Source organism: Lentzea kristufekii, from assembly GCF_033949925.1.
Lineage (GTDB): Bacteria > Actinomycetota > Actinomycetes > Mycobacteriales > Pseudonocardiaceae > Lentzea > Lentzea kristufekii.
This window is the reverse complement of record NZ_JAXAVV010000026.1, coordinates 77,051-99,611: the sequence shown is the minus strand read 5'-3', so window position 1 is coordinate 99,611 and position 22,561 is coordinate 77,051. Positions and strand designations below refer to the sequence as shown.

At 68.9% G+C, this 22,561-nt stretch carries 22 protein-coding genes; 8 read left to right on the top strand and 14 right to left on the bottom strand.

What is annotated here, in order from left to right; all coding sequences use genetic code 11:
- The first annotated feature begins 55 nt into the window (after nt 1-55).
- Nucleotides 56-235, top strand: a complete 180-nt coding sequence (locus SK571_RS37950) for a DUF6104 family protein (RefSeq protein WP_030471325.1) — start codon at nt 56-58, stop codon at nt 233-235.
- A 1-nt stretch (nt 236) separates the two neighbouring features.
- Here SK571_RS37950 and SK571_RS37945 read toward each other — a convergent pair whose 3' ends face one another.
- On the bottom strand, nt 237-1,229 hold the full coding sequence (locus tag SK571_RS37945; RefSeq protein ID WP_319988943.1) for an aldo/keto reductase: 993 nt from the start codon (nt 1,227-1,229) through the stop codon (nt 237-239).
- A 155-nt stretch (nt 1,230-1,384) separates the two neighbouring features.
- On the opposite strand from SK571_RS37945, the gene SK571_RS37940 reads away from it, so the two are divergent.
- On the top strand, nt 1,385-2,557 hold the full coding sequence (locus SK571_RS37940) for a S8 family peptidase (protein WP_319988942.1): 1,173 nt from the start codon (nt 1,385-1,387) through the stop codon (nt 2,555-2,557).
- A gap of 43 nt (nt 2,558-2,600) precedes the next feature.
- Here the strand turns inward: SK571_RS37940 and SK571_RS37935 are convergent, their stop codons facing one another.
- Complete coding sequence (locus SK571_RS37935) at nt 2,601-3,485, bottom strand: hypothetical protein (RefSeq protein WP_319988941.1); 885 nt, start codon at nt 3,483-3,485, stop codon at nt 2,601-2,603.
- Nucleotides 3,486-3,662: 177 nt separating this feature from the next.
- Between SK571_RS37935 and SK571_RS37930 the strand changes: the two genes are divergently transcribed.
- Nucleotides 3,663-4,835 carry a S8 family peptidase gene (locus SK571_RS37930; RefSeq protein WP_319988940.1) on the top strand — a complete coding sequence of 391 codons (1,173 nt, stop codon included), beginning with the start codon at nt 3,663-3,665 and terminating at the stop codon, nt 4,833-4,835.
- Nucleotides 4,836-4,963: 128 nt separating this feature from the next.
- Here SK571_RS37930 and SK571_RS37925 read toward each other — a convergent pair whose 3' ends face one another.
- The 8 genes from SK571_RS37925 to SK571_RS37890 all read right to left on the bottom strand — a co-directional run bounded on the left by SK571_RS37925 (nt 4,964) and on the right by SK571_RS37890 (nt 14,590).
- Nucleotides 4,964-5,845 (bottom strand): hypothetical protein, encoded by an 882-nt coding sequence (locus tag SK571_RS37925; protein WP_319988939.1) that lies wholly within the window; start codon nt 5,843-5,845, stop codon nt 4,964-4,966.
- A 66-nt stretch (nt 5,846-5,911) separates the two neighbouring features.
- The gene (hutI, locus tag SK571_RS37920) at nt 5,912-7,045 is read right to left on the bottom strand and encodes an imidazolonepropionase (RefSeq protein WP_319988938.1); all 1,134 of its coding nucleotides are present in this window, start codon (nt 7,043-7,045) and stop codon (nt 5,912-5,914) included.
- Nucleotides 7,042-8,316 carry a formimidoylglutamate deiminase gene (locus tag SK571_RS37915; RefSeq protein ID WP_319988937.1) on the bottom strand — a complete coding sequence of 425 codons (1,275 nt, stop codon included), beginning with the start codon at nt 8,314-8,316 and terminating at the stop codon, nt 7,042-7,044. The genes hutI and SK571_RS37915 overlap by 4 nt, the downstream gene beginning before the upstream one ends.
- Before the next feature lie 342 nt (nt 8,317-8,658).
- Nucleotides 8,659-9,828 (bottom strand): allantoate amidohydrolase, encoded by a 1,170-nt coding sequence (locus SK571_RS37910; protein ID WP_319988936.1) that lies wholly within the window; start codon nt 9,826-9,828, stop codon nt 8,659-8,661.
- A gap of 83 nt (nt 9,829-9,911) precedes the next feature.
- On the bottom strand, nt 9,912-11,552 hold the full coding sequence (gene hutU / locus SK571_RS37905) for a urocanate hydratase (RefSeq protein ID WP_319988935.1): 1,641 nt from the start codon (nt 11,550-11,552) through the stop codon (nt 9,912-9,914).
- Entirely contained in the window at nt 11,552-13,057 is a 1,506-nt protein-coding gene (hutH, locus tag SK571_RS37900) for a histidine ammonia-lyase (protein WP_319988934.1), read from the bottom strand. The genes hutU and hutH overlap by 1 nt, the downstream gene beginning before the upstream one ends.
- 73 nt (nt 13,058-13,130) lie before the next feature.
- Nucleotides 13,131-14,066: a hypothetical protein gene (locus SK571_RS37895; RefSeq protein WP_319988933.1), complete on the bottom strand. Its 936-nt coding sequence runs from the start codon at nt 14,064-14,066 to the stop codon at nt 13,131-13,133.
- Entirely contained in the window at nt 14,063-14,590 is a 528-nt protein-coding gene (locus tag SK571_RS37890) for a SigE family RNA polymerase sigma factor (RefSeq protein ID WP_319988932.1), read from the bottom strand. Before SK571_RS37890 ends, SK571_RS37895 begins: the two co-directional genes overlap by 4 nt.
- Before the next feature lie 113 nt (nt 14,591-14,703).
- Between SK571_RS37890 and SK571_RS37885 the strand changes: the two genes are divergently transcribed.
- From SK571_RS37885 to SK571_RS37870, 4 genes are read left to right on the top strand one after another with little or no spacing between them, the layout of a single operon-like run.
- A complete protein-coding gene (locus tag SK571_RS37885) occupies nt 14,704-15,489 on the top strand; it encodes an IclR family transcriptional regulator (protein WP_319988931.1) in 786 nt (261 codons plus the stop codon).
- A gap of 36 nt (nt 15,490-15,525) precedes the next feature.
- Nucleotides 15,526-15,948: a MarR family winged helix-turn-helix transcriptional regulator gene (locus SK571_RS37880; RefSeq protein WP_319988930.1), complete on the top strand. Its 423-nt coding sequence runs from the start codon at nt 15,526-15,528 to the stop codon at nt 15,946-15,948.
- 10 nt (nt 15,949-15,958) lie between these two features.
- Nucleotides 15,959-16,804, top strand: a complete 846-nt coding sequence (locus SK571_RS37875; RefSeq protein WP_319988929.1) for a haloalkane dehalogenase — start codon at nt 15,959-15,961, stop codon at nt 16,802-16,804.
- Between the two features lie 5 nt (nt 16,805-16,809).
- Nucleotides 16,810-17,784 (top strand): GNAT family N-acetyltransferase, encoded by a 975-nt coding sequence (locus tag SK571_RS37870; protein WP_319988928.1) that lies wholly within the window; start codon nt 16,810-16,812, stop codon nt 17,782-17,784.
- Nucleotides 17,785-17,814: 30 nt separating this feature from the next.
- Here the strand turns inward: SK571_RS37870 and SK571_RS37865 are convergent, their stop codons facing one another.
- The 4 genes from SK571_RS37865 to SK571_RS37850 are packed head-to-tail and all read right to left on the bottom strand — an operon-like array spanning nt 17,815 to nt 21,094.
- The gene (locus tag SK571_RS37865) at nt 17,815-18,711 is read right to left on the bottom strand and encodes an ABC transporter substrate-binding protein (RefSeq protein ID WP_319988927.1); all 897 of its coding nucleotides are present in this window, start codon (nt 18,709-18,711) and stop codon (nt 17,815-17,817) included.
- The gene (locus SK571_RS37860) at nt 18,708-19,370 is read right to left on the bottom strand and encodes an ABC transporter permease (protein WP_319988926.1); all 663 of its coding nucleotides are present in this window, start codon (nt 19,368-19,370) and stop codon (nt 18,708-18,710) included. Before SK571_RS37860 ends, SK571_RS37865 begins: the two co-directional genes overlap by 4 nt.
- Nucleotides 19,371-19,376: 6 nt before the next feature.
- Nucleotides 19,377-20,015, bottom strand: coding sequence for an ABC transporter permease (locus tag SK571_RS37855; protein ID WP_319988925.1), 639 nt, complete (start codon nt 20,013-20,015; stop codon nt 19,377-19,379).
- A complete protein-coding gene (locus tag SK571_RS37850; protein ID WP_319988924.1) occupies nt 20,012-21,094 on the bottom strand; it encodes an ABC transporter ATP-binding protein in 1,083 nt (360 codons plus the stop codon). The genes SK571_RS37855 and SK571_RS37850 overlap by 4 nt, the downstream gene beginning before the upstream one ends.
- Before the next feature lie 219 nt (nt 21,095-21,313).
- On the opposite strand from SK571_RS37850, the gene SK571_RS37845 reads away from it, so the two are divergent.
- The gene (locus SK571_RS37845) at nt 21,314-22,561 is read left to right on the top strand and encodes an RNA-guided endonuclease InsQ/TnpB family protein (protein ID WP_319988923.1); all 1,248 of its coding nucleotides are present in this window, start codon (nt 21,314-21,316) and stop codon (nt 22,559-22,561) included.

The window sequence follows — 22,561 nt, the reverse complement described above, 5'->3', positions numbered from 1 at the left end:
GGATCCCTTGGGGTCCGGCGGCTCGTTTTCTACAGACCTCACAGGAGTTTCCGCCATGTACCACACCGATCGCGGCATCGAGGAGCTCGAGAAGCGGCGCGGCGAGGAGGAGGTCACCTTCGCGTGGCTCGCCGACAAGCTGCGGGAGTTCGTCGACGCCAACCCCGACTTCGAGACGCCGATCGAGCGCTTCGCCACCTTCCTGGCGCGCGACGACGACGACTTCGAGGACTGAGCTACCAGGCGTAGGCCTCCGGGGCCGGCTTCGACCCGTTCGGAGCCGGTGCCGGGAACAGCTCGTCGAGCTTCGCCAGCACGTCCGCGTCGAGCTTCAACTCCGCGGCACGCAACGAGTTGTCGAGCTGCTCGGCCGTGCGCGGCCCGATGATCGGCGCGGTCACGCCGTCCTGGTGCAGCAGCCAGGCAAGACCGACGTTGGCCGGGTCCTCGCCGATCTCCGCGCACAGCTTCTCGTAGGCGTCGATCGTGTCGCGGTACTTCTCCAGCGCGTCCGCGGACCGCCCGGACGCGCTGCGGGACGTGCCGCCCTCGCGCTGCTTGCGCAGCACACCGCCCAGAAGGCCGCCGTGCAGCGGCGACCAGGGGATCACGCCGAGGCCGTAGTGCTTGGCCGCCGGCAGGACCTCCAGTTCGACCCAGCGGGTCATCAGGTTGTAGATCGACTGCTCGGACACCAGCCCGAGGAACCCGCGCGTGCGGGCCGCTTCCTGGGCCTGGGCAATGTGCCAGCCGGCGAAGTTGGACGAGCCGAAGTAGATGACCTTGCCCTGCTGGCGCAGCACGGAGAAGGCTTCCCAGATCTCGTCCCACGGCGTGTCCCGGTCGACGTGGTGCATCTGGTACAGGTCGATGTAGTCGGTCTGCAGGCGCTTGAGCGACGCGTCCGCGGCACGGCGGATGTTCAGCGCCGACAGCTTGGTCTCGTTCGGCCAGTCGCCCATGCTGCCGTAGAGCTTGGTGGCGATGACGGTCCGCTCGCGGCGGGTGCCGCCCTTCGCGAACCAGTTGCCGATGATGTTCTCGGTGACGCCCTCGCCCTTCTTCCAGCCGTAGACGTTGGCCGTGTCGAAGAAGTTCAGGCCGTGCTCGTGGGCGCGATCCATGATCGCGTGACTGTCGGCCTCGGACGTCTCGGGACCGAAGTTCATCGTGCCGAGGCACAGGCGGGAGACGGACAGGCCGCTGCGACCGAGGTTGGTGTACTCCATGACTTCCAGCCTGCCTCGCGGCGCGGCATTGTGCCACGTGGAGCTGCTCCAGCTCGCCACAGTCTTGACAGTGTTGGCGACCAAATTTTCTCCACTGTCATTTCACCCACTCGTGAAGTTACGTTTCATCGCATCAAGCCTGCCTGGAGGATGCGATGAGAATCAACACGTGCATGGTTGCGGCATTGTTCGCGACCGTTCTCTGCACCCCCACCGCAAATGCGCAGCAAGCACTGCGGGGTGAGGGTGAGGCTGTTCCCGGCAGTTACATCGTCGTCCTCAGGGACGGCGTCAGCGCGTCTCCGCAGAGCCTGCTGAGCAAGTACCGCGGCAAGCTCAAGCGCACGTACAAGGCCGTGCTCAACGGCTTCTCCGTGCGGGACATGTCCGAGCAGCAGGCCAGGCGGCTCGCCGCGGACCCGAAGGTCTCCTACGTCCAGCGCAACCTGATCCTCTCCGGGCAGACCACCCAGTGGAACGCGCCGTGGAACCTGGACCGGATCGACCAGCGAGCCCTGCCTCTCAACGCCCAGTACACGTATCCGGACAATGCGGCGGCAGGTGTTCGCGCTTACGTTCTCGACAGCGGCGTGCGAATCACGCACAACGAATTCGAAGGTCGCGCGTCGCACGGTTTCGACTTCATCGATGACGACGCGAACGCGAGCGACTGCGCCGGCCACGGCACCCATGTCGCCGGCACGATCGCGGGCCGGACGTCCGGTGTCGCCAAGCGGGCGCAGGTCGTCAGCGTGCGGGTGCTCGGGTGCAACAACATGTCCGACCAGGACAGCGTGGTCTCCGGCATCGAGTGGGTCACCCTCAACGGTCGGCGTCCCGCGGTGGTCAACATGAGTCTGGGCGGACCGGGCCAGAACGACCTCATGGAGAACGCCATCAGGCGGTCGATCGCGGCCGGGTTCACCTACGTGCTCGCGGCGGGCAACGACGGCCGCGACGCCTGCGGTTACACCCCGGCCCGGCTGCCTGAGGCGATCACGGTCGGCGCCACCGACCGCAACGACAACCGGTCGCTCTGGCCGCAGTGGGCGAAGGAGTCGAACTGGGGCCGTTGCGTCGACATCTGGGCACCGGGCACGGACGTCCGTTCCACCTCGAGCGCGAACGACTTCGCCACCCGACTCGACAGCGGTACGTCCATGGCGGCGCCGAGCGTGGCCGGTGCGGCGGCGCTCTTCCTGAGCGCGAACCCGAACGCGACGAACCAGCAGGTGCGCGACGCACTCGTGAACGGCGCGACGACGACGGCGAACCTGCGCGACCTCCGCGTCGGATCGCCCGACAGGCTGCTGCGCATCGGGAACTAGAAGAGCCTCGATGCACAGTCGTGGGAGTAGCGAGCGAGGGCCGCTACTCCCACTCCCACTTGATGCCGTAGACGTAACCCGCCTGGGCTTCGCGCACGACGAGATGGGTGGAGGCCGTGGTGCCGATCCACAGCTCTCCGGTGTCGACATCGGGTGCGCCCGGCTCGGACCGGCTGAAGCCGTGACACCGCACGGGCACCGCGTCGGGGTGGAACTCGACCTCCAGCACGTACTCGCGCAGCGCGCGGACGAACGTGCGGTCCGCCGAGACGCTGTCCGCACCGGGGTCGGAGATCATCCGGACGTCCACGAGCGCGGTGTCCCCCGCCCGCAGCACCCGGTCGAGGATGACCTCGGCGACGATCAGCTTGTGTTCGGAGTCCCGGCGCACCCGGCCGACCCGGCACGACTTCTGCGCGACGATGTCGCCGGGAGAGCGGTCGGTCTCGTCGGCGGTCTTCGCGACGAGGATCCGGTCGACGCCGTCCTCGAACGCCTCGATCACCGAACTGGTCCGCATCTCGACCTCCCTGCGATCGGGACCGATCACCGTCAGGTCCCGCACGACGAGGTACTTCGCCGGCGCCGCCGTGAGGCGGTCGACCCTGGCGATGGCGCGGCCGAGGTCGATGGCGGCCTCCTGCCAGATCCCCTCCAGCGCCGCGGCCCGTTCGATCCAGCGGCCGCGCGGCCGTTTGTCCCCGAGTTGCCCGGTCAGGTCCCCCGGCGCCAGCCGCAGCACCTCTTCGAGGACCGCGACGGCGTGCAACGACTCCGGCCGCTCCGGGCGGCTGCGGCCGCGGCGCCAGTAGCTCAGCGTCGACAGGCTCACCTGCACGCCGCGCAACTCGAGGTGGCGCTGGATCCGCTCCAGACTGAGCCCGCTCGCCTCCACCGCCTTCGCCAGCGCCTCAGCGAAATCCCGCATGGAGGAATGCTACGGGCAGTGATCAGAACTGGCTCGTCCAGCACTGCGAGTGCACAAAACCGAGGACCGCCACAGTTTTGACAGTATTGAGATCTGAAGTTTCGAACCTGTTATCCAGAGCACAACTCGCGTTAGTTTCTTGGTGTTCCCCAGTTCATTCCCTGCCAGGAGGAACCCATGGCACTTCGGCGTCATGTCGCCATCGCGGCGGCATTGGGCATCGCTTCCACAGCGATGTGGACGCCCACCGCGATCGCTGAAGGAGCAGTGCTGCCCGGTGCGGGCACACAGGCGGTCGAGGGCAGCTACATCGTGGTGCTGAAGGACGGCGCGCGCACCCCTACCAGCGCGTTGGCGTCCCGCTACCAGGGCAACGTCAAGCACACCTACAGCGCCGCGCTGAACGGGTTCTCGGTCACCGGAATGTCCGATCGTCAGGCGCGGAGGCTCGCGGCCGACCCGGACGTGCAATTCGTCGAGCGGAACACGTTCGCCACGATCCAGGGGACGCAGTCGAACCCGGTCTGGGGTCTCGACCGGATCGATCAGGCGAACCTGCCGCTCAACCAGTCCTACACCTACCCGAACACCGCGTCGAACGTGACGGCGTACGTTCTCGACACCGGAATCAGGAAAACGCATTCCGAATTCGAGGGCCGTGCTTCCGACGGTTACGACTTCATCGACAACGATGCCGTCGCGCAGGACTGCCAGGGCCACGGCACGCACGTCGCCGGCACGGTCGCGGGCAAGACCTACGGCGTCGCGAAGAAAGCCAGGCTCGTCGGCGTCCGCGTCCTCGACTGCAACGGCAGCGGCGCGTGGGACGGCATCATCCGCGGCATCGACTGGGTGACGGCCAACGGCAAGAAGCCCGGCGTCGTCAACATGAGCCTCGGTGGCAGCGGCACGAACGCCTCGCTGGAGAACGCCGTCAGGCGCTCGATCGGCGCGGGCTTCACCTACGTGCTGGCGGGCGGCAACAGCGGCCAGGACGCGTGCAACTTCACCCCGGCCCGCACGCCGGAGGCGATCACCGTCGGTGCGTCGGACCGAGCCGACAGGCGTTCGATCTGGACGGCAGGCTCGTCCAACTACGGCACGTGCCTCGACATCTGGGCACCCGGTAGCGACATCGTGAGCGCCTCGCACAGCACCGACACCGGCACGCGGTCCATGGGCGGCACGTCGATGGCCTCCCCGCACGTCGCCGGAGCGGCCGCGCTCTACCTGAGCGCGAACCCGTCCGCGACGCCCGCCCAGGTGCGCAACGCCCTGGTCGGCGCGGCCACGCCGAACAAGCTGACCGACATCAGGACGGGTTCACCGAACCTGTTGCTGAAGGTCTAGGAACTCGCTGTCGCCGCCTACCTGCAGCGGTGACGGCCATCCTGGGCGCCCTTGATGAGCAGGCCGAATGCGGCGGCCGAGCGCATCGTCTCGACTGGGGGCGCTTGCGGTGGGAGTGGGAGTAGCGGCTACTCCCACTCCCACCGCACTCCGTAGATTCCGGGCTTCGAGTTCCGCACGTGGATGTGCGTCGACGCCGTCGTCCCGATCCACAGGTCGTTCAGAGCGGTTTCCGGTTCGTGCAACGAAGGCCGCGCGAACTGGAAACATCGCGCCGGCACCGCGTCCGGGTGGAAGTCGATCTGCAACGTGTAGTCGTTCACCGGCCGCAGAAACCGCCGGTCGCAGACCTCGCTGTCCGCGCCGGGTCTCATCCGGACCGTGTAGTCGACGAGTGCCGTCTCGCCCGCTCTGAGCATCCGGTCGAAGAGGATCTCCGCGACGAGGAACCCGGTGGAGTCCTCGCTGCGCACCCTGCCGAGCCGGCACGGCGGCCCCGCCTCGATGGACGGCACGCCGAGGTCCGTGGCGTCGGCCAGCTGGATCGCGAGGAACCTGTCGACGCCGTCCTCCAGCGCCTGGATGACGCCGGTGCAGTGGTTCGAGACCTCACGGCGGTCCGGCCCGATCACCTGCCGGTCCTGCACGCTCAGATACGTCGTCGCCGTCGGCTGCAGCCGGTCGATCCGCGACATGACCTCGCCGAGGTCGGTGGCCCGCGAGTCCCACATGTCCTCCAGGGACAGCGACTGGTCCACCCAGCGCCCGCGCGGCCGCTTGTCACCCAGCCGGTCGGTCAGGAAGCCCTCACCGAGGTCGAGCAGCTCCTCCAGGGCGGCGACGACCTTCAGCGACTCCGGGCGCTCCGGACGGCTGCGGCCGCGGCGCCAGTAGCTGAGCGTCGAGATGCTGACCTGCATGCCCCTGGCGGCCAGGTGGTGCTGGATGCGTTCGAGGCTGAGGCCGCTGTTGTCGACGGCTTTCGTCAAGGCCTCCGCGAAATCCACCACGGGGACACCGTACGGCCCCGCACCTTCCGCCAGTAGGCCCACACGAAGGGTGATGAGACGCCTGTCTCAATTGGCGCGTTCCCCCCGACGCCACACCGAGTGCGTCAACGGGACGCCCGGACGGTAGGCCAGATGCGTGATCGAGGGTGCGTCCAGCACGTGGAGGTCCGCCCGCGCACCAGGCCTGATGACACCGACATCGGTGCGCCGCAACGCCTGCGCGCCGCCCGCCGTCGCCGCCCAGACCGCTTCCTCGACGCTCATCCGCATCTGCAGGACCGCTGTCGTCACGCAGAACGCCATCGACGAGGTGTACGACGAGCCGGGGTTGCAGTTGCTGGCGAGCGCCACTGTCGCACCGGCGTCGAGCAGGGCGCGGGCGGGCGGCAGCGACTGGCGGGTCGAGAGGTCGCACGCCGGGAGCAGCGTGGCGACGGTGTCGGACGACGCCAGCGCGTCGATGTCCGCTGAGGACAGGTACGTGCAATGGTCGACGGAGGCGGCGCCGAGTTCCACGGCCAGCCGCACGCCGGGACCCTCGCCGAGCTGGTTGCCGTGGACGCGCAGGCCGAGGCCCTTCGCCGCGGCCGCCTGGAGCACGGCCTTCGACTGGTCGTGGTCGAACGCGCCCTTCTCGCAGAACACGTCCGCCCAGCGCACCAGGGGCGCGACGGCGTCGAGCATCTCGCCGCGGACCAGGTCGACGTACGTGTCCGCGTCCTCGCCCGGCGGCACGAGGTGGGCACCCAGGAACGTGACCTCGTCGGCCTGCCCGGCGGCGATGCGGGCCGACCGCACCTCGTCGGCCACGTTCAGGCCGTAACCGGTCTTCGTCTCGATGAACGTCGTTCCTTGGCTAAGGGCTTCGGCGACGTGCTTGCGCACGACCGCGGCCAGTTCCTCGTCGGTCGCGGCACGGGTCGCGTTGACGGTCACGGCGATGCCGCCCGCGGTGTAGGGCTTGCCGGCCATGCGCGCGCCGAACTCGGCGGTCCGGTCGCCCGCGAACACCAGGTGGGTGTGGCTGTCGACCCAGCCGGGCAGCACCGCGCGGCCCTCGACGTCGACCCGTTCGTCGGCGGCGGGGGCCTTGTCCGCGTTGCCGACCCAGGCGATCTCCGCGCCGTCGATCACCAGCGCGTCACCGGTGACCTCGCTGTTCGTGGTCAGCTCACCGATGCCGGTGATCAGCACGCTCATGCCCACAGCTCCTCGATCGCGTCCGCCAGCAGCCTGCCGACGTCACCCAGGGTCTCGTGCACTCCCCCTGCGGCGACCACCCTGCCGCCGACGACCACGGTGTCCACATCGGACGCCGTCGCCGACAGGAGAACCTGCTGCGGCAACGAACCCGCGGTGCGCGGCGTCGAGCAGCTGACCGCCACGAGGTCGCACGGCGCACCCGGCTCGATCCGCCCGCCGTCCCAGCCGAGCGCCGAGTGACGGGTGGCCGCGCCGAGCAGTTCGGCCGGCGAGAACCGGCCGCGCTGACCGGTGCGGAGCCGCTCGTTGTGTTCCAGGGCGCGGGTTTCCAGCAGCGGGTCGATCACCGCGTGCTGGTCGCTGCCCAGCGAGAGGGGACTGCCGGCGTCGGCCAGTTCGCGAGCCGGCCCGATGCCGTCGGCCAGGTCCGCCTCGGTCGTCGGGCAGAAGCACGCGCCCGTGCCGGAGCCGCCCAGCAGCGCGATGTCCTCGGGCGTCAGGTGCGTGGCGTGCACGGCCGTTGTCCGAGGTGAAAGCGCACCGGCTTCGTGCAGGAGTCCGGTCGGCGTGAGGCCGTACGCGGCGAGGCAGGCCTCGTTCTCAGCGGGCTGCTCGGAGAGGTGGACGTGCAGCGGGGCGTCCGGGAACGCCTGCGCCACCACGGAGAGCTCGGCCCGCGGGACGGCGCGGACCGAGTGGATCGCGGCACCGACGCGCATCACGTCGTCGGATCGGAGTTCCGCGACCCTGGACGCCCACGCCTCAGCGGTGCCGTCGGAGAAGCGCCGCTGCACCTCGTTCACGGGCTGGTCGATGCCGCCCGCGAGGTAGCAGGTGTCGAGGAGGGTCAGGCGGATGCCGGCGTCCTTCGCCGCCTCGCGCAGGGCGTACCCGAACTCGTTCGACCCGTCGTGGACGTAGTGGAACTCGCCCACGGCGGACACCCCGGCGAGCGCCATCTCGCCGTAGACCGCGCGGGCCAGGCGGTAGTACGACTGCGGGGTCAGCTTCGACGCCAGCGCGTACATGCCCTCGCGCCACGTCCAGAACGTGCCGCCACCGTCGTGCGTCCGGCCCCTGAGCGCGCGGTGGAACGCGTGCGAGTGCGCGTTCGCGAAGCCCGGCACCACGATGCCGTGCAGACGGCGCACACCGAGCGGAATGGTGTCCACTGTGGACACGTTGGAGATCACGCCGTTCTCGACCCTGATCAGGACGCGCTCGGCGAGCCCGGCGGGCAACCAGGCTCGCTCGCACCAGAAGTTCATCTGATTCCTCCGTGGACACCCCGGCCTTCAGGCCGGGGAGGAAAGGAAATGGGACCCCTGCGGGGCAGGACAAGGACGAGGTTTCGCCCCAGGGCGAAAGATCGTGCTCTGACCCCTAGGTCGGGCGGTTGGTGGAGCGGCTTGTAGAGTTGTGGCGCCCGGTCGGCGATAACCAAGTCGGCAGGGTCTACCGCCGGGCTGGTGGGATGTCAGGTCTGTGGAGCTTGTGTAAGACCGTGGGCGGTACACCGTCCCTTGCTGGTAACCCAGGCGGCAACGGGCTGCGAAGCAGAAAACTCGACCCGCGAGGGAAGAATCTCCCTGATTCACCTGGGAGAGAAGTCAAGAGCCGAGGTGTTCGATCGTGGCGGCTAGAGCCTTGACGCCACGATCGACGTCGGCCTGCTCGGCGAACTCCTCCGGCGCGTGGCTCACGCCGGTGGGGTTGCGCACGAAGAGCATCGCGGTGGGCACGTGCGCGGCGAGGATGCCCGCGTCGTGGCCCGCACCGGTCGGCAACGCCGGAACGTCACCGAGCGCCCCGGCGATGTCGTCGCGCAGCGCGGAGTCGAAGTGCACCGTGTCGCCGTACGACTCCTCGGTGATGGTGACCTCACAGCCCTCTTCCTCGGCGGCCTGGTGAGCCGCCTCGGAGATCTCCGCGACCATCGCACGGGTGCGCGCGTCGTCGCTGTCCCGGGCGTCCAGCCAGACGTCCACTGTGGACGCGACGACGTTCGTGCCACCGGGGTTGGGGACGAGCCTTCCCACGGTGGCACGCCCGCCACCCCTGGCCGCCTTCCTAGCGGCGAGGACGAGTTGTGAGGCCGGGAGCATCGGGTCGCGGCGGTCTTCGATCAACGTCGCTCCGGCGTGGTTCCCCTCGCCGGAGAACGTGAAGCGCCACCGGCCGTGCGCGAGGATGCTGCTCGCGACACCGACCGGAACGGTCAGGCCGCGGCCCTGTTCGACGTGCAGCTCGACGAACTGGCCGATGCGCCTCAACGCGCGTTCGTCACGACCGACGAGGTCCGGGTCGTACCCGGCCGCCTTCATGGCCTCGGCCAGCGTGATGCCGTCCGGGTCCTTGAGCGCCAACGCCTTCTCCGGGGAGATGGCGCCGGTCAGCAGCCGCGAACCGAGGCACGCGACACCGAACCGGCCGCCTTCCTCCTCGGCGAAGACGGTGATCGCGAACGGCCGCGCGGGCTTGAACCCCTTGGCCTGCAGGAGGTCCACGGCCTGCAGGGAGCTGGTCACCCCGAGCGGACCGTCGAACGCGCCGCCACCGGGCACCGAGTCCAGGTGGCTGCCGGTGACGAGCGCGTTGTCGCCGCGCTCGCCCCACCACGCCCAGAGGTTGCCGTTCTGGTCGGTCTCGACGTTCAGGCCGCGCTTGACGGCCTGCTCGACGAACCAGTGCCGCAGCTCCAGCTCCGGCTTGTCGTAGCCGTGCCGGGAGTAGCCGCCACGCTTGGTGTCACGCCCGACGTCCGCGATCTGGTCGAGCATCACGCCTCCATCGGCAGGCTTACGCAGGGGTCCCCTCCAGGGGGTCCCCCAATTTCAATTGTCCCAGCGAGGTCTGACAATTCTCAGCCCTCCATCGGGATGCGGACGCCCTTGTCCGAAGCCACCGACTTCGCCTCGTCGTACCCGGCGTCGACGTGCCGGATGACGCCCATGCCGGGGTCGTTGGTCAGCACGCGCTCGATCTTCTGCGCGGCGAGCTCGGTGCCGTCCGCGACCGTGACCTGGCCGGCGTGGATCGAACGGCCGATGCCGACGCCGCCGCCGTGGTGGATCGACACCCAGGTGGCGCCGGAGGCCGTGTTGACCAGGGCGTTGAGCAGCGGCCAGTCCGCGATCGCGTCAGAGCCGTCGGCCATCGCCTCGGTCTCGCGGTAGGGGGAGGCCACCGAGCCGCAGTCGAGGTGGTCGCGGCCGATGACGATCGGCGCGGACAGCTCGCCGGACGCCACCATCTCGTTGAACTTGAGGCCCGCGAGGTGCCGTTCGCCGTAGCCGAGCCAGCAGATGCGGGCGGGCAGGCCCTGGAACTCGACGCGCTCGCCGGCCATCTTGATCCACCGGTGGAGCTGCTCGTTCTCCGGGAACAGCTCCAGGATCGCCTTGTCGGTCTTGGCGATGTCCTCGGGGTCGCCGGACAGCGCGGCCCAGCGGAACGGGCCCTTGCCCTCGCAGAACAGCGGCCGGATGTAGGCGGGCACGAAACCGGGGAACGCGAACGCGCGGTCGTAGCCGCCGAGCTGCGCCTCACCCCGGATCGAGTTGCCGTAGTCGAACACCTCGGCGCCGCGGTCCATGAACCCGACCATGGCCTCGACGTGCTCGGCCATCGACTTGCGGGCGCGGTCGGTGAACTCCTCGGGCTTCGCGGCGGCGTAGTCCTGCCACTCCTCCAGCGGGACACCGACGGGCAGGTACGCCAACGGGTCGTGCGCCGAGGTCTGGTCCGTGACGATGTCGACGGCGACCTCGCGGCGCAGCAGCTCCGGCAGGATTTCCGCCGCGTTGCCCACGACACCGACGGACACGGCCTCACCGGCGGCCTTGGCGGCCAGCACGCGCTCGATCGCCGAGTCCAGGTCGTCCGCGATCTCGTCGAGGTAGCGGGTCTCCAGGCGACGCTGGGCGCGGTGCGGGTCGACCTCGATGCACAGCGCGACGCCCTCGTTCATCGTCACGGCCAGCGGCTGCGCGCCACCCATGCCACCCAGGCCCGCGGTGACCGTGAGCGTGCCGCGCAGCGTGCCGTTGAAGCGCTTGGTGGCGACGGCGGCGAACGTCTCGAACGTGCCCTGCAGGATGCCCTGGGTGCCGATGTAGATCCACGAACCGGCGGTCATCTGCCCGTACATCGTGAGGCCCTCGGCCTCCAGGCGGCGGAACTCGGGCCAGTTCGCCCAGTCCGGCACGAGGTTCGAGTTCGCGATGAGCACGCGCGGTGCCCACTCGTTCGTGCGCATGACGCCGACCGGGCGTCCGGACTGCACGAGCAACGTCTCGTCGGCTTCGAGGTTCTTGAGCTCGCGGGTGATCGCGTCGAACGACGGCCAGTCGCGCGCGGCCTTGCCGGTGCCGCCGTAGACGACGAGGTCCTCCGGGCGTTCGGCGACGTCCGGGTCGAGGTTGTTGTGGAACATCCGCAGAGCGGCCTCGGTCGACCAGTTCTTCGCGGTCAGTTCGGTGCCGCGGTCAGCGCGAACAGCCATTACAGGGCTCCACTTCGGATCAGGGCCTCGGCGGCGGCGATCTCGGGGGCGAGGTGGCGGTCGGGGCCGGGGCCGGGGACCGTCTCGCGCAACTTCGCCACGGCGGCGGCCGTCGCGGGGGCGGGCTTGAGGGGCGCGCGCAGGTCGAGCGCCCGCGCGGCGGTGAGCAGTTCGACGGCCAGCACGGTGGTGAGCCCGTCGACGGCCTTGCGCAGCTTGCGGGCGGCGGACCAGCCCATCGACACGTGGTCCTCCTGCATCGCGGAGGACGGGATCGAGTCGACGGACGCCGGCACGGCCAGGCGCTTGAGCTCGGACACGATCGCCGCCTGGGTGTACTGGGCGATCATGTGGCCGGAGTCGACGCCGGGGTCGTCGGCGAGGAACGGCGGCAGGCCGTGCGAGCGGGAGACGTCGAGCATGCGGTCGGTGCGGCGCTCGGCGATCGAGGCCACGTCCGCGAGCGGGATGGCCAGGAAGTCCAGCACGTAGGCGACCGGGGCACCGTGGAAGTTGCCGTTGGACTCGACGCGGCCGTCGGCCAGCACGACCGGGTTGTCGATCACGGACGCCAGCTCGCGGTCGGCCACCGTCGCCGCGTACGCCACGGTGTCGCGCGCCGCGCCGTGCACCTGCGGGGAGCAGCGCAGCGAGTACGCGTCCTGCACGCGGGTGCAGTCCGGGCCGCGGTGGGAGGCGACGATCTCGGAGTTCTTGAGGAACGCGAGCATCCTGGCGGCCGACAGGTTCTGGCCGGGGTGCGGGCGCAGCGCGTGCAGCTCCGGCTCGAAGACCCGGTCGGTGCCCAGCAGGGCCTCGACGCTCATCGCGGCCGTGAGGTCGGCGATGTCGAGCAGCCTCGTGAAGTCGGCGATCGCCAGCGACAGCATGCCGAGCATGCCGTCCGTGCCGTTGATCAGCGCGAGGCCTTCCTTCTCGGCCAGCTGCACGGGTTCGATGCCGGCTTCGGCGAGGGCTTCGGCCGCGGGCACGAGCTCGTCGCGGGAGTTGCGGACCATGCCCTCGCCCATCAGCGCGAGCGCACTCGCCGACAACGGCGCGAGGTCGCCCGAGCAGCCCAGCGAGCCGTACTCGTGCACGATCGGGGTGATGCCCGCGTTCAGCATCCCGGCCATCGCGTCCACAGTGGACAAGCGGACGCCGGTGTGGCCGGTCGAGAGCGTGCGCAGGCGCAGCAACATCAGCGCCCGCACGACCTCGCGTTCGACCTCGGGACCGGAACCGGCGGCGTGCGAGCGGATCAGCGACCGCTGCAGCTGGGCACGGCGGTCCGGCGGGATGTGCCGGACGGCGAGCGCGCCGAACCCGGTCGAGACGCCGTAGGTGGGGCGTTCGGCCGTGGCGAGCTGGTCGATGTGGCCACGGGCGGTGGTGACCGCCTCGCGGGCCGCCGCGGTGATCTCCACCGGGGCGCCGTCGCGGGCGACGGCATGAACGTCCTCGAGGGTCAGAGGCTTCGGACCCAGCTCCACCGGTTGTCGCATGGAGACATCACAGCGCTCCGGGGCCGAGTCAGCGACCCCGGAGCGCCCGATCGTGTCTGAGATGCCAGACGGACTACTTCTTGCGGATCCAGCCGGTGTCGACGTTCGAGGCGAGTTCGACGTCGTTGACCGCCGCGACCAGCTCGTCCACCGACTTCCCGGGTTCAAGGCTCGTCGCCCTGATCCAAAGATCGCCCTCCTGCACCCACACGGTCGAGCCGTCGACGGTCCCGGTCTTGCCGCGCACCGCCACCGGAGAGGTCTGCGTGCCGAAGGCGAACGGTGCGCGCGAGGTCACCGTCACCTCGATCGGCTCGGCGGAGATCTTGGCGCGCCAGTCACCAGGACTCGACCCGCTGAACACGTCCGCCTGCCTGTCCTTCAGCTTGAACGGCGCCTGGAAGGTCGCGTTCGAGTCCGCACGCACGGAGTCGGCGACGCGCAGTGCCGTGTCCCTCGAGTCGCCCACGTCCTGGACTTGGACGACCAGCGTCTCCTGCGCCTTCCACTCGACGATCGCCGTGCTGCCGTTCACCTGCACACGGGCATTGAGCCCGCGCACGGTCGTGTTCTGCCATCCATCTGCACGGCCCCCGTAGCCCTGACCGCTCGAGAGCTGGATGTTCGGTCCGTCGATCTGCGGGGCGTCCGCAGGGGCGTCCGACGGCACCCAGACACGCGTGGTCTTGCCGTCGTGCGCGGCACGGAGGGTCTCGGTGAAGCCCGTCGGCAGCCAGTGCGGCTGGTACTTGAGCGCCCCGGTCGCGTTGTCCGGCACGAGCGCGGCAGCGGCGTCGTTCGGGTTCGGCGGCGTGTACCTGTCGCTGGCGATGACGCCCGCGAAGATCAGGACGACGACCGCGGCCATGCCGGCCGTGGCGATCAGGAAGATGTTGTTCCGCTGCCTCTTCCGCTTGCGCCGCAGGGCGTTCAGCGTCGGGCCCGGATGCGGGGTGCGCTCGGCCAGTTGACCGAGTGCCTCCTTGATGAGCTGTTCGGTGTCGTTCACGACAGGCCCTCCCCGAGCCGCAACCCGACTCCAGCGGGTTCCGGCGTGTGGTCCAGGCGGAGTGTGGCCAGCGCACGCGAGATGTGGCTGCGCACGGTTCCCTCGGCACAACCGAGCATCTGTGCGATCTCCGAGTCCTCGTAGTTCTCGTAGTAGCGGAGCACGACGGCGGCCCGCTGTTTGCGGGGCAGCTTCGCGATCCGCTGCAACATTGCTTCCCGCTCGTCGTAGTGGTGCGTCTTGTCGCCGACGGGCGGGGTGACGGACTCGAGCGTCGTCATGCAGAGAGCGACGTCCTTGGCGGCCCTGCGTCTGCGCCACGAGAGGTACTCGTTGGTCACCATGCGCTTGACGTAGGCGTGAGGGAGGTCGACTGATCCGATGCGGTCCCACTTCTGCTGCGCGCGCAGCAGCACTTCCTGGACCACGTCCTGGGCCAGGTGCGGGTCGCACGTGAGCACGGTGGCATAGCGCAGCAACGGGGTCACCTGTGCTGCCACGAAGTCATCGAAACTCGGTGTCAATCCCGACCCCCTTCAAAACCGTCACGCCCCTCCAACGCTCCCCGGGCGTGTTCTGTTGAGTGTGCCCTGATGTCGTAACGGCGTGGGGTGCATCACATGGGAAAATCACTGACGTGGGCAGCAGCAGTGACGTTCCCGCGCTGCGGCGAGGGTTGGCAGTCCTCCGGCTGCTGGCGGGCAGACCGGGACCCGTCTCCGCGGCGTCGGTGGCGCGCGAGCTCAATCTGCCCAGGTCCACGACCTACCACCTGCTGTCGGAGCTGACCGAGGCCGGCTTCGCGACGCACTTCCCCGAGGAGAAGCGCTACGGCCTGGGCGTCGCGGCGTTCGAACTCGGCTCCGCCTACCTGCGGCACGATCCGCTGGAGCGCCTGGCCCGCCCGTTGCTGCGCAAGCTCGCCGATCGGATGGAGAAGGTCGCGCATCTGGGCGTCCTGCACGGCGCCGAGGCCCTGTACCTCGTGCGCGAGCAGCCCCGGCAGCCGCAGTCGATCGTGTCCGACGTCGGCGTCCGGCTGCCCGCCCACCTGACGGCCTCGGGCCGCGCGATGCTGGCGCACCTGCCTCCGGCGCAGGTCAGGGCGCTGCTGCCGTCGGTGGCCTCGTTCGTCGACCGCACCGGACGCGGCCCGCACAACCTGCCCGCGTTGCGGCGGCTGCTGACGCTGGAACGGCGGCAGGGCTGGTCGGTCGAGGACGGGTTCGTGACGGCCGGGTTCGCCTCGGTGGCGGCGCCGGTGTTCGACCACGGCGAGCGGCCGATCGCGGCCATCACGCTGACGTTCCGGCACGTCTGCGACACACCGTGCGGCCAGACGTGGCCCGACCTGGCCAAAGAGGTGCACAAGGCGGCCGAGGAACTGACGCTCCGGATCGGCGGTCACGCGGCCTCCGGATAGTAGCCATGTACATAGTAGCCATGTACCGTATCTGCCATGAGCAGTGCTGAACCGACGCCTGGACACCTCGTGTGGCGTCTGGCGATGAAGTGGCGGACGGCCGTTGACCGTGCGTTGGACCCCCTTGGGCTGACGCACGCGCAGTACGTCGTCCTGTCATCGCTGTTGGCGCTGGACCGGCCCTCCCAACGCGAACTGGCCGATCACACGGGCCTGGAAGCGCTGTACGTCTCGAAGCTGGCGCGTTCGTTGGAAGCATCGGGATTCATCTCGCGCACACGGGACGCCGTCGACACACGGACCGTGCGGCTGTCCCTGACCCCTCAGGGCCTTGAGACGGTCGAGCCCGCCGTGGCACTGGTCCGCTCGTTGCTGGATCGGCTGCTCGCGCCGCTGGGCGACCGCACCTCCGCCTTCTCCGGCGAACTGCTCGCACTGCTCGCCGTTCCCCTCGACTGAGGAGCCTTCGATGCCCGTCGTTCCCGTCCTCGACTCGACCATGCACCACGAAGAACACGGCTCCGCGCCGTTCGTGTTCCTGCACGGCAATCCCGCCTCGTCGCACACCTGGCGCAACGTCCTGCCCGAACTGGGCGGGCTCGCCCCCGATCTCATCGGCATGGGCAGATCGGGCAAGCCGGCCATCGGCTACTCGTTCGACGACCACTCCCGGTACCTCGACGCGTGGTTCGACGCCCTCGAACTGGACCAGGTGGTCCTGGTCGGCCACGACTGGGGCGGCGCGCTCGCGTTCGACTGGGCCGCCCGGCATCCCTCGCGCGTGGCCGGCATCGCGTTCTTCGAGACGATGGTGAAGCCCCTGAGGTCCGCCGACCTGCAGCCCGCCGCGCAGGAGCGGATGCGCAGGCTGCGGACCCCCGGCCTGGCCGAGGAACTGGTGCTGGACCAGGACACCGTCATTCGTCAGGCGTTCACCGGCGGCGTGCGCACACCGGTCTCGGACGAGGACATGGCCGCGTACCTGGCACCGTTCCCCGACCGGGAGAGCCGGCGCCCGGTGCTGGCGTGGGCGCAGCAACTGCCGGTCGACGGTGACCCGCCTGCCCTGGTGCCGCGCAAGGAGGCCTACGGCAGGTGGCTCGCGACCTCGGAGGTACCGAAGTTGTTGCTGACCTTCGAGAACGCGCCGACGCTGCTCATCACCCCTGAGCTGGCCGCATGGTGCTCCGAGAACATCGCGGCACTGGAGGTGGTGGCGGCCGGTGAGGCCGGGCACCACGCGCAGGAGGACCGGCCGAAGGAGATCGCGGCCGCCATCAGGGCTTGGACGGAGAGCAACGGTCTGGTTGCATAGCGTGCATGGGGGCTATAACCGAACAGATCGAGGAACTGGATTTCTCCTCCGCGTCCGAGGAGGACCGGCGCGGCCTCCACGAGGTCGTGGCGACCTGGTCGGTTGAGGGCTCGCCCGGCAAGGAACGGCCGCTCTACGAGTCCGTCGTCGCCCTGTGGGAGCACCGCGACGACATCGGATTCGAACCTGCGCGCTTCGTCGTGGCGCGAGAAGAAGGAAAGATCGTCGGCTACGCCGAGGTGCGGATCTCCGAGGCAGAGGCGCACGCGGACCTCGCCAATGCCAACGTTGTCGTGCTTCCCGCGTACCGCCGCCGTGGCATCGGTACAGCGTTGCTTCGCGCCATGCGCTCCCTGTTGAGCGGGCGCACCGTCATCGAGTCGTGGAGCGTGTTCAAGGACAGCCCGGCGGAGCCGTTCGCCGCCGCGCACGGATTCCGGGTCATCTCCTCCATGACCCGGCAACGACTCGACCTGATCGACCTGCCGGAGGCCGGTGAGCTTCCGGCAGGCTACGAGCTGGTCTCGTGGAAGAACGTGGCGCCGGAGGAGTTCGTCGAGGCGTACGTCCTGGCGCTCAACGGGATCAGCGACGCACCGCAGGGCGAGACGATGCTCGATCTGGCGGGCAACACCATCGAGAGCGTCCGGAAGGACGAGGCCGTCACCGTCGCGGACCGCTGGATCGTCCTGCTGCTGCACGAGGGCGCGGCGGCCGGCGTCACGGTCGTCGAGCTGGACCTGACCGTGCCCGCGGTGGCCGAGCAGCTGAGCACCGTCGTGCTGCCGGGCCATCGCGGCCGAGGACTCGGCAGGCTGATCAAGGCGCACATGCTGCACAACCTGCACGGCGTCAAGACCATCTACACGCGCGTCAGCAGCGAGAACGAGCACATGCTCCGCGTGAACCACTCGCTGGGCTACGAAGACACGTTCATCTACATGGGCGTACAAGCGAAAACCGCCGACCTGCAGGTGTAAGCCTGCGGGCCGGCGGTCGTCAGAACGCGATCAGATGCCCGCGGAGGCGAGCCACTCCTTGGCGACCTTCTCCGGCTCCGGCTTGTCCGGCGCCGAGAGCTTCTGGTTCAGCTCCAGCAGGACCTTCGTGTCGAGCTTCTTCGAGATGGCGTTGAGGGTGTCGCGGACCTGCTGCGACGCCTTCTTCTCGTTGATGAGCGGCAACACGTTCTGCGCGGCGAAGACGTTCTTCGGGTCTTCCAGCACCACGAACTCGTTGGCCTTGATGGCCGCGTCCGTCGTGAACAGGTCGGCCGCCTGCACCGTGTTGTCCTTCAGGCCGGCGACGGTCAGCGGGCCGCCGACGTCGAGGGCCTTGAACTCCTTGAACTCACAGGCGTACTTGGCCTTCAGGCCCGGCAGGCCGTCCGCGCGGCTCTGGAACTCCGTCGGGCCGCCGAAGACCATGTCCTTGCAGTACGGCACGAGGTCGTCGATCGACTTGAGGCTGTACTGGGCCGCGATCTGCTTCGTGACGACAACGGCGTCCTTGTCCTCCGCGGACGACTTGTCGAGCACGATGAGGTTCTGCGGCAGCGCCTTCTTCAGCGCCGCGTACACCTCGTCGGAGCCGACTTCCTGCGCTTCCTTGTTGATGTACTTGAGAAGTACACCGGAGTACTCCGGGATCAGGTCGATCGAGCCGTCCTGCACGCCCTTGTAGTACAGCTCCCGGTTACCGATGTTCAGCTTCTTGGACACCTTGACGCCCTTGGCGGCCAACGCTTCCGCGTAGATCTCCGCGAGCAGGCGCGACTCCGGGAAGTTGCCCGAACCCACGACGATGGTGTCCGTCGGGGCCGGGTTGTTGGCGCCGCCCGTCAGCGGGTCACCACCGCACGCCGACAGAAGCATCACGGCAGCGACAGCCGTGGCGATGCGCTTCATCTGTTTCCTCCGGTTCCCACTGGACGCAATCCTGGCGAGACCGTCAGCCGTTGCAGGCCGGCGAACCCCAGGTCGACGAGAACGGCGAGCAGTGCCACGAGCACCGCGCCGGCGAGCATCTGTCCGAAATCCTGCAGGGCGAGGCCGTCGAAGACGAACCTGCCGAGTCCACCGGCGCCGGTGTAGGCGGCGATGGTGGCGGTCGCGACCACCTGCAACGCGGCGCCGCGGAAACCGCCGAAGATCAGCGGAAGCGCGTTCGGGATCTCCACCTGGAGCAGCACGCCCGACTCGCGCATCCCGACGCCCCTCGCGGCGTCGACCGTCACCGGGTCGACCGCGCGGACGCCCGCGTACGTGCCCGCCATGATCGGCGGGATCGCCAGCAGCACCAGCGCGACGTACACCGGGAAGTCACCCAGGCCCGCCCACAGCACGACGAGGATCAGCACCGCCGTGGTCGGCAGCGCCCTCAGCGCGTTGGAGAGTCCGACGATCACGAACCCGCCCTTGCCGGTGTGCCCGACGAACGCGCCGAGCGGGACCGCGATCAGCGCCGCGATCACCAGGGTCAGCAGCGTGTAGCCGAAGTGCTCCAGCAACCGCACCGGAATCCCGGTCGAGCCGGACCAGTGCGCGGGATCGAAGAGCCAGCCCATCTCAGCTCACCTCCCCGCCCGTGCCCACGGCGTGAGCAGCCGTCCGATCAGCAACAGCAGTCCGTCCGCGAGCACCGCCAGCACGACCGTGCCGATCAGGCCCGCGAGGACCTTGTTGGTGTTGTCGGTCTGGTAGCCCTCGGTGAAGAGCTGGCCGTAGCCGCCGAGCCCGACGAGCGCGCCCACGCTGACCATGCTGATGTTCGACACGGTCGCGACCCGCAGGCCCGCGATCGTGACCGGCAGGGCCAGCGGGAAGTCGACGGTGAGGAAGCGCCGCAGAGGACGGAACCCCATCGCGTTCGCCGCGGCGACGACGTTGCCCGGCACCGCGGCCAGCGCGTCCGCGACCGCGCGCACCATCAGCGCGACCGTGTAGACCACCAGCGGCACGATGACGTTGATCTCGTCGAGGATCTTCACGCCGAGCAGCACCGGCGTGATCACGATGAGCGCGATGGACGGGATCGTGAACAGGACGTTGGCGAACGGGAAGAGGATCGCGCGCGCCGTCTGCGACCGGCTCGCCCACCACCCGAGGGGGATGGAGAGCACGAAACCGACCAGCACCGGCACGACGGAGAGCCGGAGGTGCACCTCGGTGACTTCCCAGAACCTTTCCCAGTTCTCGAAAATCCAGGTCACTTCGGGACCTCACCCGCCGCGCGGGCCTTCGCGAGCGCCTTGATCACGTCGCCGGCGTGGACCACGCCCGTGACCGCACCGGCACCGTCGACGACCACGCCGAGCGCGGACGGCGAACTGAGCGCCGCGTCGAGCGCACCGCGCAACGTCGTGCCGTCGTAGAGCGAGCCGCCGGAGATCAGGTCCTTCTCGGCGACCTCGACCTCACCGTCCACACCGGACAGCCAGCCCTTCGGCCGGTTCTCCTCGTCGACGACGAGCGTCCAGTCGGTTACGGTGACGCGCTCACCGAGCTTGGCGGTCGCGACGGGATGCACGGGCACGTCCGCGTGCAGGAACGTGAGGGTGCGGTAGCCGCGGTCGCGTCCGACGAACGAGGCCACGAAGTCGTTGGCGGGCGCGGCCAGCAGCTCGGTCGGCTTCGCGTACTGAGCGAGGTGCCCGCCCGTCTGGAACACCGCGACGCGCTCGCCGAGCTTGAGCGCCTCGTCGATGTCGTGCGTGACGAACACGATCGTCTTGTCCAGTTCCGCTTGCAGGCGAAGGAGTTCGTTCTGCAGGTCCTCGCGGACCACCGGGTCGACGGCGCTGAACGGCTCGTCCATCAACAGCACCGGCGGATCGGCCGCGAGCGCGCGGGCGACACCCACGCGTTGCTGCTGGCCTCCGGAGAGCTGGGCCGGGTAGCGCTTGCCGAACGCCGGGTCCAGCCCGACGATCTCCAGCAGTTCGGCCGCACGCGTGCGCGCCTTGCGTTTGTCCCAACCGGACAGAAGAGGCACGGTCGCGACGTTGTCCAGCACCGTGCGGTGAGGGAAGAGGCCCGCCTGCTGGATCACGTAGCCGATGCCGCGCCTGAGGGTGGGCGGGTCGACGGTCAGGACGTCCTTGCCGTCCACCAGGATCGTGCCCGACGTGGGGTCGATCATGCGGTTGACCATGCGCAGGGACGTCGTCTTGCCACAGCCGGAAGGACCGACGAACACCGTGATGGTGCCCGCCTCGACCGTGAGGTCGAGCTCGTCGACAGCGATGGTCCCGTCCTCGAACCGCTTGGTTACGGCCCGGAACTCGATCACCCTTCGGATCCCTCCGGTCGTGACGACCACCCCGATTGGGCCGCCCTGGATGTAGATCCCAAAGACCTTAACTCGTTCGGCGTACCCCGGCACAGCGTTCCACTATGTGACGGCCCGAGCGTTTCATCCGGCGCAGCCAGGGGAAAGATCAACAACGAGTGCTGGAGCCGATGCAGACCGTAGCGAACTGCCGAGACTCTCACGGCTAAGGTGACAGACGTGCTGGCGCGGTATCGCTACCGGATCGAACCGACCGAGGTTCAGCGCGGCATGCTGGCACGTACGTTCGGGTGCGCACGAGTGGTCTTCAACGACGCGATCCGCTGCCGGGAAGCCGCGCACCTGGCCGGCGAGAAGCTCACCCCGACTGACGTGCAGCGCCGTGTGATCACTGAGGCGAAGGCAACCGTGAATCGCGTGTGGTTGCGCGAGGTGGCGTCGGTGGCATTGGTGCAATCGGTACGCGACGCGGATCAGGCGTACCGAAACTTCTTCGATTCTCTGACGAAGCGGCGCAGAGGCCGCCGAATGGGACGGCCGAGGCTGAAGTCCCGCAAGGACTCCCGGCAGACGTTCCGGCTAACACGCAACGGGTTCGTTCTACGCGCTGGAGGCCAGCTCTACCTGGCCAAGATCGGCGATGTGCGCGTGCGCTGGTCTCGGCCTTTGCCCTCCGATCCGAGCTCGCTCACGATCATCCTCGAACCGGACGGCCACTACTACGCCTCGTTCGTCGTGGACGTCGATCCGACACCGCTACCGCAGATCGACGGGGAAGCCGGAGTCGACCTCGGGATCTCCCGTCTGGCCGTCGTCGCCGACACGGACGGGCAGTGCCTGACCATCGCCAACCCCAGACACCTGGCAGGCAAGCTGTGCAGGCTGGCCCGGCTTGAACGTGAGAAGCACCGCCGAGTCAAAGGCAGCGCCAATCGAGAGAAGACGCGACGAAAGCTGGCAGCGCAACACGCCAAGATCGCCCGCACCCGGCGGGACCATCACCACAAACAGGCCCTCATCCTGATCCGCGAGAACCAAGCGGTCTACGTGGAGGACCTGAACATCGTGGGCATGGTCGCGAACCGCCGCCTGGCCAGGGCCATCTCCGACGCCGGATGGGCACAGTTCATCCGGCTCCTGCACGAAAAGGCCGAGCGGTATGGCCGAACAGTGCGGGCTGTGTCCCGTTGGCTGCCCAGCTCGAAGACCTGTTCAAGCTGCGGTCACCTCATGGACGCGATGCCGCTGGGAATCAGATCGTGGACCTGCCCTGGATGCGGGGCGGCGCACGATCGTGACCGCAATGCGGCGCTCAACATCCTCACCGCCGGGCGGGCGGAGAAGCGAAATGCCTGTGGAGCCCAGGTAAGCCCTCTCCATGGAGAGGCCCAGGGCGAGGAAGCAGGAAGCTCCCCAGGCCTTCGGGCAGCGGAGCACGTCAAGGCCCGTATGGTTTACCGCTTGTGA